At 72.0% G+C, this 15,490-nt stretch carries 11 protein-coding genes; 9 read left to right on the top strand and 2 right to left on the bottom strand.

Annotated elements, in window-relative coordinates; translation table 11 throughout:
* Positions 1-94 precede the first annotated feature (94 nt).
* The 6 genes from AMK33_RS11400 (at position 95) to AMK33_RS11375 (ending at position 9,917) form a co-directional block, all read left to right on the top strand.
* Positions 95-1,771 (top strand): serine/threonine-protein kinase, encoded by a 1,677-nt coding sequence (locus AMK33_RS11400; protein WP_073932694.1) that lies wholly within the window; start codon positions 95-97, stop codon positions 1,769-1,771.
* 82 nt (positions 1,772-1,853) lie between these two features.
* Positions 1,854-3,065: a serine/threonine-protein kinase gene (locus AMK33_RS11395; protein WP_073932693.1), complete on the top strand. Its 1,212-nt coding sequence runs from the start codon at positions 1,854-1,856 to the stop codon at positions 3,063-3,065.
* Between the two features lie 80 nt (positions 3,066-3,145).
* A complete protein-coding gene (locus AMK33_RS11390) occupies positions 3,146-4,798 on the top strand; it encodes a serine/threonine-protein kinase (RefSeq protein ID WP_073932692.1) in 1,653 nt (550 codons plus the stop codon).
* Between the two features lie 131 nt (positions 4,799-4,929).
* A complete protein-coding gene (locus AMK33_RS11385; protein ID WP_073932691.1) occupies positions 4,930-6,543 on the top strand; it encodes a succinic semialdehyde dehydrogenase in 1,614 nt (537 codons plus the stop codon).
* A gap of 76 nt (positions 6,544-6,619) precedes the next feature.
* Complete coding sequence (locus tag AMK33_RS11380; protein ID WP_073932690.1) at positions 6,620-8,410, top strand: GMC family oxidoreductase; 1,791 nt, start codon at positions 6,620-6,622, stop codon at positions 8,408-8,410.
* Positions 8,411-8,687: 277 nt separating this feature from the next.
* Complete coding sequence (locus tag AMK33_RS11375; RefSeq protein WP_073933037.1) at positions 8,688-9,917, top strand: hypothetical protein; 1,230 nt, start codon at positions 8,688-8,690, stop codon at positions 9,915-9,917.
* Between the two features lie 313 nt (positions 9,918-10,230).
* Here AMK33_RS11375 and AMK33_RS11370 read toward each other — a convergent pair whose 3' ends face one another.
* Positions 10,231-10,527, bottom strand: coding sequence for a chorismate mutase (locus AMK33_RS11370; RefSeq protein WP_073932689.1), 297 nt, complete (start codon positions 10,525-10,527; stop codon positions 10,231-10,233).
* Between the two features lie 334 nt (positions 10,528-10,861).
* Between AMK33_RS11370 and guaA the strand changes: the two genes are divergently transcribed.
* The gene (guaA, locus tag AMK33_RS11365; protein ID WP_030861174.1) at positions 10,862-12,442 is read left to right on the top strand and encodes a glutamine-hydrolyzing GMP synthase; all 1,581 of its coding nucleotides are present in this window, start codon (positions 10,862-10,864) and stop codon (positions 12,440-12,442) included.
* Positions 12,443-12,451: 9 nt separating this feature from the next.
* On the opposite strand, the gene AMK33_RS11360 is transcribed toward guaA, so the two are convergent.
* Positions 12,452-12,931 (bottom strand): pyridoxamine 5'-phosphate oxidase family protein, encoded by a 480-nt coding sequence (locus tag AMK33_RS11360; RefSeq protein WP_073932688.1) that lies wholly within the window; start codon positions 12,929-12,931, stop codon positions 12,452-12,454.
* A gap of 126 nt (positions 12,932-13,057) precedes the next feature.
* On the opposite strand from AMK33_RS11360, the gene AMK33_RS11355 reads away from it, so the two are divergent.
* Together AMK33_RS11355 and AMK33_RS11350 are read left to right on the top strand one after the other, a co-directional pair.
* Positions 13,058-13,852: a class II aldolase/adducin family protein gene (locus tag AMK33_RS11355; RefSeq protein WP_073932687.1), complete on the top strand. Its 795-nt coding sequence runs from the start codon at positions 13,058-13,060 to the stop codon at positions 13,850-13,852.
* Positions 13,853-14,025: 173 nt separating this feature from the next.
* Complete coding sequence (locus tag AMK33_RS11350) at positions 14,026-15,306, top strand: hypothetical protein (protein WP_073932686.1); 1,281 nt, start codon at positions 14,026-14,028, stop codon at positions 15,304-15,306.
* Positions 15,307-15,490 lie beyond the last annotated feature (184 nt).

Genomic DNA, 15,490 nt, shown 5'->3' with positions numbered 1-15,490 from the left:
CAGTGCGGTCTCCATGGCACCCCCTCGGTTCCCAGGACGCGCCGGGGTACTTACGCTGACCCTGTCAAGACCATTGCGGGGCAACGTGAATCAGATGCAGGGCTCGCTCGTCGCGGGCCGCTACCGGCTCGGTGAATCCATCGGGAGCGGTGGCATGGGCCGGGTGTGGCGCGCCCATGACGAGGTGCTGCACCGGGTCGTCGCCATCAAGGAACTGACCGCGGCGCTCTACGTCTCCGACAGCGAACAGGCCATGCTGCTGGCACGCACCCGCGCGGAGGCACGGGCCGCCGCGCGGATCAACCACTCCGCCGTCGTCACGGTGCACGACGTGCTGGAGCACGACGGCCGGCCGTGGATCGTGATGGAGTTGATCGAGGGCCATTCGCTGGCCGACGCGGTGAAGGAACGGGAACGCGTCGACCCCCGCGAGGCCGCGCGCATAGGCCTGTGGGTGCTGCGCGCCCTGCGCGCCGCGCACGCCGCCGGCGTACTGCACCGTGACGTCAAGCCCGGCAACGTCCTCCTCGGCGACGACGGCCGGGTCCTGCTCACCGACTTCGGCATCGCGCAGATCGACGGCGACACGGCCATCACCCGCACCGGTGAGGTCGTCGGCTCGGTCGACTACCTCGCGCCCGAGCGGGTCCGCGGCCACGACCCCGGCCCCTCCTCCGACCTGTGGGCGCTCGGCGCGACGCTGTACACGGCGGTGGAGGGCAGATCACCGTTCCGCCGCACGTCACCGCTGACCACCATGCAGGCGGTCGTCGAGGAGGAAGCCGACGAGCCGGAGCACGCCGGCCCGCTCGGGCCCGTCATCAGCGCACTTCTGCGCAAGGATCCGGCCACCCGGCCCGACGCGGACCGGGCCGAGCAACTGCTCGCCGAGGCCGCCGAGGGGCGCCGGCCGCAGGCGGCGCAGGAGTACGTGCCGACCCAGGCGGTCGACGCCCGTGCTCCCCTGCCGTACGAGACCAGGCCCGAGGCGGTCCCGCCGTACCCGCAGGCCGGTCCCACCACGGGTCGGCAGCCGTACCCGCAGGCCGGTCCCACCACGGGTCAGCAGCCGTACCCGCAGGGCGGTCCCACGACCGCTCAGCAGCCGTACATGCCGCCCGCCGCGCCCCGCCGGCGGGTGCGCGGGCGGGTGATCGCCCTGGTCGTCGTCCTGGCGGCGATCATCGGCGGAGGAACCGCGGTGATGCTCCAGCAGGAGGACCGGGGCGGCACCACGGCCGGTCCGTCCCCGACCCCGACGCCCAGCCCCACGGAGACGGGGAAGACCGAGTCACGGGGAAACCTCCCGGAGGGCTGGGTGCGCCGCAGCGACCCCTGGGGCTTCAGCATCGTCCTGCCCGGCGACGACTGGGAGCGCGCGGTCTTCGACGAGGAGACCCGGCAGGTCGACTACACGCCCGACGGCGGCAAGCACTTCATCCGCATCGCCATCGACGACTCGCCCGACTTCGACGACCCGTACGAGCACCTGAGGGACCTGGACCGGCAGATAGGGCAGCGCCTGGTCGGCTACCAGCGGATCGGTCTGGACCGCCGCGTCTACCGGGACCGCCAGAGCGCCCGGCTGGAGTACACCTGGACCGCGCTGGCCAAGGACACCGACTTCCCGGGTCCGCGCCGGGCGGTCGACCAGATGTACCTCTCACGGGACGGCGTCGAGTACGCGGTCTACATGTCCGGACCGGCCGAGGACTGGGCCACGACCAGCGCGCAGTTCGAGACGGTGCTGAAGGGGTGGCGCGAGCCCTGACCCCCGTGGCGGGCGCGGAGGCGCGCCGCTTGGCCGAATCGCCGTACCGGAGGGCACACATCCGGTGGGGCATGATGGGCCCATGGGGACCGACGGGGACGCCGAGAACGCGACCGCCAGGACCAACGGACGTGTCATAGCGGGCCGTTACCGTTTGGAGGCGAGGCTCGGACGCGGTGGCATGGGCGTGGTCTGGCGGGCCACCGACCAACTGCTCGGACGGGGTGTCGCCGTCAAGGAGCTCCCCCTCGACGAGACGCTCTCCGCGGCGGACGCCCGGCGGCAGCGGGACCGCACCCTGCGCGAGGCGCGTGCCCTGGCCCAGTTGAGCCACCCGCACATCATCGTCGTCCACGACGTCGTCGAGGACGACGAACGCCCGTACATCGTCCTGGAGCTGATCGACGGGCCGTCCCTCGCCGACCGGGTCGCCGAGCGGGGCCCGGTCGACGCCGCGGAGGCCGCGCGGATCGGCGTCGACCTGCTCGGGGCGTTACGGGCCGCGCACACGGCGGGCGTACTGCACCGCGACCTCAAGCCCGCCAACGTCCTGCTGGAGAACGGCACCGACCGGGTCGTCCTCACCGACTTCGGCATCGCCCGGGTGTCGGGCGCCACCACGCTCACCGAGACCGGTTCCTTCGTCGGCTCGCCCGAGTACACCGCCCCCGAGCGGATGTCCGGCGCCAGGACGGGACCGGAGTCCGACCTGTGGTCGCTGGGCGCGCTGCTGTGCACGGCGCTCAGCGGCGAGTCGCCGTTCCGGCGGGACTCCCTCGGCGGGGTCCTGCACGCGGTCGTGGTCGACGAGATCCGGCCGCCCATCGAGGCAGAACCGATTCTTCCCGTGGTGCGCGGCCTGCTGGAGCGCGACCCCGACCGCAGGCTGGACGCGGACCGGGCCGAACGGATGCTGCGGGCGTTCCGGGAGACGGGCCGTACGCCGGAATCGGCGCCCCCCGGACTGCTGCCCCCGCACCGGGACGCGCCCCGCCGACGGCCCCCGGTGCGGCGGGAGGAGGCGGGAGGGGGGCCCGAGGCGCGGCGGATCCGGCGGCAACCCACGAGGGGCGCGCTCGTCGCGGCCCTGGCCGTCGCCGCCATGGCGGGAGCGGGGGTGTCCGCGGCGGCACTGCTCCTGCAGGACCGGGGCGGCGACGGGGGCGGTACGCCGACGAGCACGGCGCCGGAGACACCCGCGAGCGAATCACCCACCGGGACCCCGACGCCCTCGCCCACTCCCACGGCGACCGACTCCCCGATCCGGCCGCATAACCCCGTAAACGGGAGATAAGTCCCGACGAGAGTCACGGGTCTGTGACCGGTCGGCATCCGCAGTGGATACGGGAGGGCTTGGCGCGATATGGATGAACCATGAGCAACAACGGGGGAGCCCGCCACGGGGCCGACGAGCCAACCAGTTTTGGTCTGCAACCGCCGAACCCGAACCCGCCCACGTCCGTGCCGCTCCCCGACAACCCGTACGCGGTACCGACCAAGGTGGTTCCGGCACAGACGCAGCCGCAGAACGACCCGGGCGCAGGGCGGCTGATCGCCGGCCGTTACCGGCTGCTCGCCAAGCTCGGGCACGGCGGCATGGGCACGGTGTGGCGGGCCAAGGACGAGACCGTGGACCGCGAGGTCGCCGTCAAGGAGCCCCGCTTCCCGGACCACCTTCCCGAACGCGAACGCGCCAACGCCTCCGAGCGGATGCGTCGCGAGGCCCGCGCCGCCGCCCGGCTCGACCATCCCGCGGTGGTCAACGTCCATGACGTCGCGGTGGTCGACGGCCGGCCGTGGATCGTGATGGAACTGGTCCAGGGCCGTTCGCTGGGTGCCGTGCTCCAGGAGGAGGGCACCCTCTCCGCGCGCGAGGCGGCCAGGGTCGGCCTGGAGGTGCTCGGCGCGCTGGAGGCCGCCCACGCGGCGGGCATCCTGCACCGGGACGTCAAACCGGACAACGTGCTGCTCGGCCGGCACGGCCGGGTCGTCCTCACCGACTTCGGCATCGCCCAGATCGAGGGCGAGACCAATCTGACCGACACCGGCGGCTTCGTCGGTTCGCCCGAGTACATCGCCCCGGAACGGGTGCTGGGCCAGCGCCCCGGTCCCGCCTCCGACCTGTGGTCGCTCGGCGTGGTGCTGTACGCGGCGACGGAGGGCGTCTCGCCGTTCCGCCGCAGCAACACCCCCGCCACCCTCCAGTCGGTCCTCAACGCCACCCCGGCACCGCCCGCCTCCGCGCAGGGACCGCTGGCCGAGGTCATCACCGGCCTGCTTCAGAAGGACCCGGCGCGCCGTCCGGACGCCGCCCGGGTCCGTGCCGCACTGGAGACGGCCGCGAACCCGCCCGCCCCGCAGCCCACGCAGGTCGCCCGGTTCCCGGACGGGGGCTCCGGCGGCAAGGGCATCCGGATCGGCCGCAAGACGCTGACGGGGCTGGGCGCGGCGGTCGTCGCGGGAGCGGTGGCCGCGTACCTGGTGATCGCCGACCCGTTCGCGGGGCCGCTGCCGGACGGTTGGAAGAAGCACGATCTCGGGAGCAAGGTGGGCGCCGGGATCGCGGTGCCCGAGGGCTTCGTACAGGACGAGCAGGCCGAGGACTCGGACGGGACCGTCGCCTCCTTCACCGATCCGAGCGGACTGGTGCGGGTCGAGGTCGACCGCGACATCAAGGCCGAGGACAAGAACGGCGACATCGAGGCATCGGCCTCGGAACGGGCGTTCGCGCACTGGGAGGACCTGAGGGACGGCGAGTACGGCTGGGGCATCGCCGACACGCCGGCCCCGAAGGGCCAGCCGCGCGAGACGACGTACCAGGACCACGAGGCGGCCACGAACACCATCGTCTACACGACGACCACCACTCCGGCGTTGGTGCGCGAGGCGCAGGTCATGTACTACCGGAACAAGGACGGCGACATGTACCGGCTCTGGATCGTGTACCCGGGCAAGGGCTACTTCGCCGAGGACGGCCGGGAGATCGCCCGTACGGTCATCGACTCGTGGGACATCCACCAGCTCTGAACGGGCAGATGTCCGCCAACGCCCTGATCAGGGGCTTTGTTGCCAGCGCTCACTGGCGTGATGTGTGAGCGGTGGGTGAATCTGTTACCGCCGGGTACACAAAGTGTTCTCCCGGGCATACCCTGCGGCTCATGACGGACGCGCAGACCCGGGAAACGACCGGCACCAACCCCCTCGCCCCCGCGCCGGCGGGTGCCCGCACCGCCGCCGACGTGGTCACGCCCGAGCTGGTCGCCCAGCTCACCAAGGGCGTGGCCGGCTCCGGCCGGACCGCCAACCACACGCCGTTCACCGGCGAGAAGCTGGCCGACCTGCCCGAGTCGACGCCCGAGGACGTCGAGAAGGCCTTCGCGGCGGCCCGCGCCGCCCAGGCCGTCTGGGCGAGGATCCCGGTACGGGAGCGCGCCGCCGTCCTGCTGCGCTTCCACGACCTGGTGCTGAGCCGCCAGGCCGAGGTGCTCGACCTGATCCAGCTCGAGACCGGCAAGGCCCGGCTGCACGCCCACGAGGAGGTGCAGGCCGTCGCCGTCGCCGCCCGCCACTACGGCCGCCGGGCCGCCGCCTACCTGCGCCCCAAGCGGCACGCGGGCGCCATGCCGACCCTCACGAAGGTCACCGAACTGCGCCACCCGCGCGGTGTCGTCGGCCAGATCGCCCCCTGGAACTACCCCCTCGAACTCTCCGTCGGCGACGCGCTCCCGGCGTTCGTCGCGGGCAACGCGGTCGTCATGAAGCCCGACACGGAGACCTGCCTCACCGCGCTGTGGGCCCGTGACCTGCTGATCGAGGCCGGACTGCCCGCCGACGTCTTCCAGGTCGTCCTCGGCGAGGGCCCGGTCGTCGGCCCCGAGGTCGTCCGGCACGCCGACTACGTCTCCTTCACCGGCTCCACCCGCACCGGCCGCGAGGTCGCCCAGGGCGCCGCCGCCCGCCTGGTCGGCGTCTCCCTCGAACTCGGCGGCAAGAACGCCATGCTGGTCCTTCAGGACGCCGACCTCGACAAGGCCGCCGCGGGCGCCGTCCGCGCCTGCTTCTCCTCCGCCGGCCAGCTGTGCATCTCCATCGAGCGGCTGTACGTCCACGAGTCGGTCGCGGACGCCTTCCTGGAGCGCTTCGCCGCCCGCACCAAGGCGATCCGCCTCGGCACCTCCCTCGCCTACGGCGCCGACATGGGCTCCCTGGTCGGGCAGCGCCAGCTCGACGCCGTCACCCGGCACGTCGACGACGCCGTCGCCAAGGGCGCCGAGGTGCTCGCGGGCGGCACGGCCCGCCCGGACATCGGCCCCTACTTCTACGAGCCGACCATCCTCGACGGAGTCGAGGCCCCGATGAGCGTCTGCTCCGAGGAGACCTTCGGCCCGGTCGTCTCGGTCTACCGCTTCTCCTCCGACGACGAGGCGGTCGAACGCGCCAACGCCACCCCGTACGGCCTGAACTCCTCCGTCTGGACGAAGGACACCCGGCGCGGCCGCGAGGTCGCCGCACGCCTGCGCACCGGCACGGTGAACATCAACGAGGGCTACGCCCCCGCGTACGGCAGCGTCCAGTCACCGATGGGCGGCATGAAGGACTCCGGCCTCGGCCGCCGCCACGGCTCCGAGGGCATCCTCAAGTACACCGAGGCCCAGACGGTCGCCCACCAGCGCCTCCTCCCGATGGCCCCGTCACTGGGCATGGACGACGAGAAGTACGCGGCCTTCATGAGCCGCAGCCTGAGGGTGATGAAGGCACTCCGGTTCAGGTGACCGACCTCAAAGGGGCGCGGGGAACTGCGCGCTCGGCCAAAGACGACCCGCACGCGAACTCAAAGGGGAGCCCTCCGTGCCTAAAGACGCTTACGACTACGACGTCCTCGTCATCGGCTCCGGCTTCGGCGGCTCCGTCTCGGCCCTCCGCCTGACGGAGAAGGGATACACCGTCGGCGTCCTGGAAGCCGGCCGCCGCTTCACGCGGCAAACCCTGCCGAAAAACTCCTGGGACCTGAAGAACTACCTCTGGGCGCCGAAACTCGGCATGTACGGCATCCAACGCATCCACCTGCTGGGCAACGTCATGGTGCTGGCCGGCGCAGGCGTCGGCGGCGGCTCGCTCAACTACGCCAACACCCTCTACGTACCGCCGAAGCCGTTCTTCGACGACCCGCAGTGGGGACACATCACCGACTGGCAGGAGGAGCTGGGCCCGTACTACGACCAGGCGAAGCGCATGCTCGGCGTACGGCTCAACCCGACGATGACCCCGTCGGACGTGCACCTGAAGGCGGCGGCCGAGCGGATGGGGGTGGGCGACACCTTCCACATGGCCCCGGTCGGCGTCTTCTTCGGCGACGGCGAGGACGCCGACGGGAAGGCGAAGGTGAAGCCGGGGCAGGAGGTGCCCGACCCGTACTTCGGCGGGGCGGGGCCCTCGCGCCGGGCCTGTGCCGAGTGCGGCGAGTGCATGACCGGCTGCCGGCACGGCGCGAAGAACACCCTCAACGAGAACTACCTCCACCTCGCCGAGAAGGCGGGCGCGATCGTGCACCCCATGACGACGGCCGTGTCGGTGACGGAGGACTCCCGAGGCGGGTACGCGGTCGCCACGCTCCCGACCGACGACCGCCGCAAGGGCGAGGGCCGTACCTTCCGCGCCCGCCGGGTCGTCCTGGCCGCCGGCACCTACGGCACCCAGACGCTGCTGCACCGCATGAAGGCGGGCGGTCAGCTGCCGCACCTCTCGGAGCGGCTGGGCGAGCTGACCCGTACCAACTCCGAGGCCCTCGTCGGCGCGCAGACCGACGACCGCCGCTACCGCAGGGCCACCGGCGCGCCGAAGGCCGACTTCACCCGCGGTGTGGCCATCACGTCGTCGATCCACCCCGACGAGAACACCCACATCGAGCCGGTCCGCTACGGCCGCGGCTCCAACTCGATGGGCGGGCTGTCCATCCTCCAGGTGCCGTACGCGGGCGGCGGCTCGGGTGCGGCCCGGGTGCTCGGCTGGCTGGGCAGCGCGGCGAAGCACCCCTGGCTGCTGCTGCGTTCCCTGTCCAACCGGCGCTGGTCGGAGCGGACCATCATCGGGCTGGTGATGCAGTCGCTGGACAACTCCCTGACGACGTACCTCAAGCCGTCCGGGGCCGGCCGCGGGCTGCTCACCGCCCGGCAGGGCCACGGCGCCCCCAACCCCAAGCAGATCAAGGCGGCCACGGACGGCGCGTCGGCGCTGGCGGCCGAGATCAACGGCTTCGCCGGCTCCAACGTCGGCGAGCTGACGGGGATGCCGCTGACCGCCCACTTCCTGGGTGGCTGCCCGATCGGCGCGTCCCGCGAGACCGGTGTGATCGACCCGTACCACCGTCTCTACGGCCACCCCGGCATCTCGGTCGTGGACGGGGCGGCGGTCTCGGCGAACCTGGGCGTCAACCCCTCCCTGACCATCACGGCACAGGCCGAGCGGGCGATGTCGTACTGGCCCAACAAGGGCGAGGCCGATCCGCGCCCCGCGCAGGGGGAGGCCTACCGGCGTCTGGAGCCGGTCGAGCCGAAGTCCCCGGCGGTCCCGGCGGAGGCGTTCGGCGCGCTGCGGCTGCCGTTCCTGGGGATGCCGGCGGTGCCGCCGAAGCAGAACTGAGACGGCCGAGGAAAGACGGCGCCAGGGAAAGACTGCCAAGGAAAGCCAGGGAAAGACGGCCAAGGAAAAAGGACCTGTGCCCCCCTCCGAGCTCAGGTCCTTCTCCCTTGTCCGTGTGGTCCGTGAGGATCTCAGTGAGTGTGATCAACAGGGCACGCAGATGGTTGTCCTGCCGTTCAGGGAATTTCCATGTGAGTTGGATCACACGTGAGGGGTGATCATCGCTGGCGTACGCTCGGCCGCCTACGACCGCCATCGAGAGAAAGTCCGCGACCCCGTGGCCGAGCAGCCGTCCGAAGAGAACAGACCGGAGTCCTCGTCCCTCCCTGATGACGTCTGGGAGAAGTTCGTCCAGGACAGTGAGCGCGACATCCGTGCCTCCGCCCCCAAGGAGCCGTCGGCGCGGGCGCGCATGGTGACCGAGCGGCTGCGGGCCATGGACGAGGCGCAGGCCGAGGCGGCCGGGAAGCGCCGTTGGAACGGGAAGCGGCGGCCCGCGCAGCCGACTCGGCCCGAGGGATGGCGTACGGGGCCGGCCCTGCAGGAGACGGGCGGCCGCTCCTCGCGCCGGCGCCGGGTGTGGAGCGCGGTGGGAGTGGTGGTGGCCGCGGCGCTTGCGGTGGTCGCCGTCAATCCGTCCGCCGCGCTGTCCTGGCCGCCCGGCGGCCTCGGTGAGGGGTCCGGCACGTCGGACGGGGCGCAGGCGGCCGACGCCACGCCGCTGGCGCCCGAGACGGCCCGTCCCAGCGCCGCGCCCTCCGACGCCCCCGCGGGCATCCCGACGAGGGAGAAGCCGTTCGCCGGGTCCCCGGCCGCCCGGTGGGAGGCGGGGGCGGACGCCATCCGGCTGCCCGAGGCGAAGGCCGTCAACGGGGTCCCCGCCGCCCGGATCCGGGCCGTGCTGAAGGGGACGAAGGAGTTCCTGGTCGCCTCCAACCTCGATCCCGCGGTACTGAGGGGCGAACACCCGAAGAAGGCGCTGGACCTCGTGGACCCGGCGGAGAAGGAGTACCTCGCCGAGCTGCGCGCCGCCCTGCGCGAGCCCACGGTGAAGAACGACCCGGTGTGGACGTTCACCCGGTTCGACCCCGAGGAGGTCGAACTCGCGGGCGACGTGCGGGTGCGTGGCCGTATGACGGTCGAGGCCGTGAAGGGAACGGCCGGGAAGGCCGTGATCAAGGCCGACTACACCTTCGTGTACCCGATGGCCCGCGTCGGTGGCGGTGACGAGGTGAGCCGGTCCATCGTCCGCCGGTCGGTCGAGGTGGAGGCCGTGGACCCGGCCAGGTTCCAGGCCGGCGAGGGACACATCTGGATCACCGACCTCAACAGCGAGATATCCAACGACGACTGCCGGGAGGGCGACGGCCTCATCCGCCCGGGGTTCTTCACCCACCGGGAGACCGGCCCCGAGCCGTCCGGGAAGGCACATGACCCGTACGACCGCAGCAAGGAGCTGAAGCCGGCCGAGGACGACGAGGACTGCGGCGTCGTGTCCCGCACCTGAGACGTACGGCGGGTTTCCGCGCGCTCTCCGCCGGCCGGTCCCGGGCGTCCCCGGGACCGGCCGTTCTCTGGGGTGACCGGGCCGCTGTCCCCTGCCGTCCGGTCACTTCTCCGGAGCGAGGTCCCACGACGTACGGCATGATCCGCACGTCTCATCGCTCCGGCGAGCCACGCGTGGTTCTGCTCGGGCCCGCCCCTGGCCGACGCGGACACCGGTACCAACGAAGCGGTTGCGGTGCCGGTCACGCGCCGTACGGGTGAGGAGTGTGCGTACGGGTGAGGGGTGTGCGTACGTCTGTACCGCGAACGCGGATTCAGATCCTGCCGCGGCACAGCTCCAGCAGGGTCATCGCGAGCGTGGTGCCCGGCTTGCCCAGGGCGTCCCGGTAGTGGGCGAGGACCTCCATCTCGCGGGACAGGTTCACCCGCCGCCCGCCGGAGGCGATCCGTTCCTTCTGGATGACGGCCGACACGGCCATCCGTTCCTGCATCAGGCCGATGATCCGGTCGTCGAGCGCGTCGATCCGCTCGCGGGCGCCGGTGATCAGCTCGGCGGCCTCGGTGGTGCGGGCGCCGGTCTTCTCGGTCGACTCCGTCGTGGTGGCGGTCATGCCGGGGCTCCTCGTGGGTGGGTGCGGTGCCCCGGAGCGACAGGGTCCGGAGGAAAACGCCAGGCGCCCCGGACCTTGTCGGCCCGGGGCGCCTGGGAAGTCGCTTGTCAGTTGCTCAAGCAGCACGACCATGGCAGCCGGCGGGCCGGTCGCCATAGGTAAAGAGGAAGGTCGGGTGCGTGAGCATGGGGCAAGTATGCCCGGCCGGCCGCGGCTGTCCAACACGGATCGCATAGTGAGACGGGGCCCGGTTCCGGTGGCGGGACGTGGTCCGCCGCCGCCTCGGTAGAATTGGGAGGCACAAGACCCCCGCCCCACCGCCGGAAGGCACCTCGTGTCATCAGCGTCTCCCGCTGCCAACGCGCCCGACACCGTCCTGGTCGTCGACTTCGGCGCGCAGTACGCCCAGCTCATCGCCCGTCGCGTCCGCGAGGCGCGGGTCTACAGCGAGATCGTGCCGAGCACCATGCCGGTCGAGGAGATCCTCGCCAAGAACCCCGCGGCGATCATCCTGTCCGGCGGCCCCTCGTCCGTGTACGAGGAGGGCGCCCCGAGTCTCGACCGCGAGATCTTCGAGGCCGGCGTCCCCGTCTTCGGCATGTGCTACGGCTTCCAGCTCATGGCTCAGAGCCTGGGCGGCCAGGTGGACAACACCGGCGCCCGTGAGTACGGCCGTACGGACCTGCACGTCGCCAAGAACTCCTCCACCCTCTTCGAGGGCACCCCGGACGAGCAGGACGTCTGGATGTCGCACGGCGACGCCTGCTCCGCCGCCCCCGAGGGCTTCACCGTCACCGCCTCGACGGACATCGTCCCGGTCGCCGCGTTCGAGAACGACGACAAGAAGCTCTACGGAGTCCAGTACCACCCCGAGGTGATGCACTCCACGCACGGGCAGCAGGTGCTGGAGCACTTCCTGTACCGGGGCGCGGGCCTCACCCCGGACTGGACCACCGGCAACGTCATCGACGAGCAGGTCGACGCCATCCGCGAGCTGGTCGGCGACAAGCGCGCCATCTGCGGCCTGTCCGGCGGCGTGGACTCCGCCGTCGCCGCAGCCCTCGTCCAGAAGGCCATCGGCTCCCAGCTGACCTGCGTGTACGTCGATCACGGCCTGATGCGCAAGGGCGAGACCGAGCAGGTCGAGAAGGACTTCGTGGCCGCGACCGGCGTACAGCTCAAGGTCGTGGACGCGCAGGAGCGGTTCCTCACGGCTCTGAAGGGCGTCTCCGACCCAGAGGAGAAGCGGAAGATCATCGGCCGGGAGTTCATCCGGGTCTTCGAGCAGGCCCAGGCAGAGATCATCGCGGACGAGGGTCCGGCGGTGGAGTTCCTGGTCCAGGGCACGCTCTACCCGGACGTCGTCGAGTCCGGCGGCGGCACCGGCACCGCCAACATCAAGTCCCACCACAACGTGGGCGGCCTGCCCGAGGACCTCGAGTTCAAGCTGATCGAGCCGCTGCGCAAGCTGTTCAAGGACGAGGTCCGGATGGTCGGCCAGGAGCTCGGCCTGCCCGAGGAGATCGTCCAGCGCCAGCCGTTCCCCGGCCCCGGCCTGGGCATCCGCATCGTCGGCGAGGTCACCAAGGAGCGGCTCGACCTGCTCCGCGAGGCCGACGCCATCGCCCGCGAGGAGCTGACCGCGGCCGGTCTCGACCGGGACATCTGGCAGTGCCCGGTCGTCCTGCTCGCGGACGTGCGCTCGGTGGGCGTCCAGGGCGACGGCCGCACCTACGGTCACCCGATCGTGCTGCGCCCCGTCTCCAGCGAGGACGCCATGACCGCCGACTGGTCGCGGCTGCCGTACGACGTCCTCGCGAAGATCTCGACCCGGATCACCAACGAGGTGCGGGACGTCAACCGCGTCGTCCTCGACGTGACCTCCAAGCCGCCGGGCACCATCGAGTGGGAGTAGTCCCCACGGTCATGTCCGTTTGAGAGCGCGCACCGGCTCTCCGGGCTTCCAGACCTGGACGACGAGGTACTTCTCGTCCTCCACGTAGGTCCTCACGACCTCCGTCAGCTCGGTGCGGAAGAGGTGGAACGGCTCCGGCGGTTCCACCTCTTCGGCGTACCGGCGCCGGGTCTCCGTGTCGTCGTCGGCGATCTCGACCGCCCGGCCGCCGATACGGACGTCGCCGCCGCCCATGCCGGTGCCGTCGCCCGGGTTCGCCTGGAGCGCGAAGCGCGGGTCGCGGCGCAGATCGAGCGCCTTGAGCGAGTCCGGCATCATGCCGAACCACAGCTCCCCGTTCAGGAAGCGGACCTCCAGGCCCGTGGTACGCGGTGAGCCGTCCTTGCGCAGGGTCGCGAGAACGTGGTGGGTGTACGCGGCGAAGCGCTCCTCCACGGTCTTGGCGAGCTCCGGTTCGGCGGCGGTGAAGGCCGCCCAGTTCGTGTGCATGGACCGAGTGTGACGGGGATACCGGACATCTTGTGTCGGGTATCCGGTGTTACGGAACAGAGCTGTCGTCCGGCGCGTCCCGCCGGTAACTTCCGCCCCGTACGCACACCCCCCGCGGGAGGACTCATGCACGGGCCCACGCCGCCCCTGCCGCTGCCCACCGACAAACTGCGCTTCGCCATGCCGCCCATGCACGAGTCGGTCGACGACGAGCGCCGGCACCGCAAGGAGCGGCTCGCGGGCGCGCTGCGGCTCTTCGGGCGGCTCGGCTACGAGGACGGTGTCTCGGGGCACATCACCGCACGCGACCCGGAGTTCAGCGACTGCTTCTGGGTCAACCCGTTCGGGATGCCCTTCCGGCAGGTCACCGTGAGCGACCTGGTGCTCGCCAACCGGGACGGCCAGGTCGTCGAGGGCGGCCACCACGTCAACCAGGCCGCGTTCACCGTGCACGTCCAGGTGCACGCGGCCCGGCCCGACGTCGTCGCCGTCGCCCACTGCCACTCGGTGCACGGCCGCGCCCTCGCCGCCCTCGGCGACCTGCTCGACCCGATCACCCAGGAGAGCTGCGCCTTCTACGAGGACCACGCCCTCTACGACGCCTACAGCGGCGTCACCGTCGACGCCGAGGAGGGGAGGCGGATCGCGGATGTGCTCGGCTCCCACAAGGCACTGGTGCTGCGCAACCACGGGCTGCTCACCGTGGGCGACTCGGTGGACGCGGCGGCCTGGTGGTTCGTGACGATGGAGCGGTCCTGCCAGGTGCAGCTCACCGCGAGGGCGGCGGGCCGGCCCGTCCTCATCGACCACCGGCAGGCGGTGGCGACGAGGGAGCAGCTGGGCGGGGACCTGGTGGCGTGGATCAACTACCAGCCGATGTGGCAGGACATCAGCCGGAGCGAGCCGGATCTGCTGGGCTAGCCGGCAGGGTCAACCCGGCGCCGCGAAATTCACTCGTCCGGACCGGACCTGCCGGACGGGGAGAGGGCGAGGTAGGGCACAATTCGCTTTCGTCGTGGGGGACTTGTGTCGTGTTTTCTTGACGGCTTCGATGATTTCGATGGCTTTGACGGTGGGGAAGGCGGGCTTCGGGCGTGGCGGTGCAGGAGGCTAGGCGGGGCGGCCCCGACATGGGCGCCCACGAGGGGGGCTGCACCTGCGGGGACTGTCCGCACGGGGCGCGTGAGGGGCATCGGCGGGCGGTCGCCGCGTTCCTGCTGAAGCGGGACGAGTTCGCGGCCGGACAGGGGGTGCCGGCCGCGGTGGCCCACTCCGCCTCCGCCTCCCGGCAGTGGGTGTCGGAGGAGCTGACGCAGGCCGCGGAGGTCGTCGCCGAACGGGGGCGGGCCGAGGGCGCGGCATGGCTGGTACGGCTGTGGCGGCGGACCGCGGGTGTGGTGTGGGCGGGCGTCGTGCTGCTGCTCCTGGGGCAGGCGCTCACGGCGATCGGTGCGGGGTGGACCGCCGCGCGCACCGCCGGGCTGCTGGCCGCGCTGGTGGTGGCCGGGGCGCTGACCGCCGCGTCGTGGTTCCACCGGGCGCGCGGGGGTGCGCTGGCGCCGGTGATCGGGGAGGACAACCGGCTCTCCACGTCCCGTGCGGTGGCCGCGTGCTGGGTGCTGTTCCTGGCGTTCGCGGTGCTCGTCCTGGTGGGGCGGCTCGCGGCCGCCTCCGGGAACCGGGAGCGGGACGCGCTGATCGACGGGCTGGAACTCGCCCGCGGTGCCGGTGTGGTGACCGTGCTGGCGGTGGTGTGCGGGATCGCCGTGCTGGTGCGGCGGGTGGTCGGGCTGCGGGTGCTGGGGCAGCGGCTGCAGAAGGTACGCGCGTACCGGCCCAGGGCGGCGGACCTGCTGACCGACGACTCGGGGCGGGGGAGCTTCGCCGACATCCAGTACGTCGTGATCAGCGGTGTCGCCCTGGTGTTCGCGGCGGTGCGGCTGGCCCGGCGGCCGGACCAGTTGCCGGATCTGCCGTGGGGGCTCGCGGTGGTGGTGCTGGTGTCGGCGGCGACGTATCTCGCGGGGAAGTACGCGGAGGGCGGCCGTCCGGTGATCCTTTCGGTGGTGCGGGCGCGCGAGGCCGGTGACCTGGACGCGCCGATCCGGACGGGGGACGACATCGAGATCCGGGGGGCCGGGTTCGTTCCGGTGGGCGCCCAGGGGGCGGACCGGCTGTCCCGGATGGTGGTCCGGGTCGGACCGGTCAACGTGCACGTGCCGCTGGTCCCGGTCACAGGCGGCTTCGACAACCCGACAGACACACTCCTGACCGTCCCGGTCCCGGCAGAGGTGGAACCGGGACGGGTGGAGGTCCAGGTCATCACAGCAGCAGGAGCAGAAACAAACCGCTACACGATCGACGTGACGGACTAGGTGCTGGCCTGCGGCACGCCCGCAGACAACCGCTCCCCGCGGGCAGCCGCGTGCCGCCGTTCCCGCGTGCCGCCGTTCCCGCGTGCCGCCGTTCCCGCGTGCCGCCGTTCCCGCGTGCCGCCGTTCCCGCGTGCCGCCGTTCCCGCGTGCCGCCGTTCCCGCGTGCCGCCGTTCCCGCGTGCCG

The sequence above is a fragment of the Streptomyces sp. CB02400 genome (assembly GCF_001905725.1).
GTDB lineage: Bacteria > Actinomycetota > Actinomycetes > Streptomycetales > Streptomycetaceae > Streptomyces > Streptomyces atrovirens.
The sequence above is the reverse complement of the archived record's forward strand: the minus strand, read 5'-3'. Positions and strand labels throughout refer to the sequence as shown.

Coding starts and splice junctions, on each gene's coding strand:
- AMK33_RS11360 (WP_073932688.1), bottom strand. CDS start 12,931: ATGCACACGAACTGGGCGGCCTTCACCGCCGCCGAACCGGAGCTCGCC.
- AMK33_RS11370 (WP_073932689.1), bottom strand. CDS start 10,527: ATGACCGCCACCACGACGGAGTCGACCGAGAAGACCGGCGCCCGCACC.
- AMK33_RS11355 (WP_073932687.1), top strand. CDS start 13,058: ATGCACGGGCCCACGCCGCCCCTGCCGCTGCCCACCGACAAACTGCGC.
- AMK33_RS11385 (WP_073932691.1), top strand. CDS start 4,930: ATGACGGACGCGCAGACCCGGGAAACGACCGGCACCAACCCCCTCGCC.
- AMK33_RS11390 (WP_073932692.1), top strand. CDS start 3,146: ATGAGCAACAACGGGGGAGCCCGCCACGGGGCCGACGAGCCAACCAGT.
- AMK33_RS11400 (WP_073932694.1), top strand. CDS start 95: ATGCAGGGCTCGCTCGTCGCGGGCCGCTACCGGCTCGGTGAATCCATC.
- AMK33_RS11395 (WP_073932693.1), top strand. CDS start 1,854: ATGGGGACCGACGGGGACGCCGAGAACGCGACCGCCAGGACCAACGGA.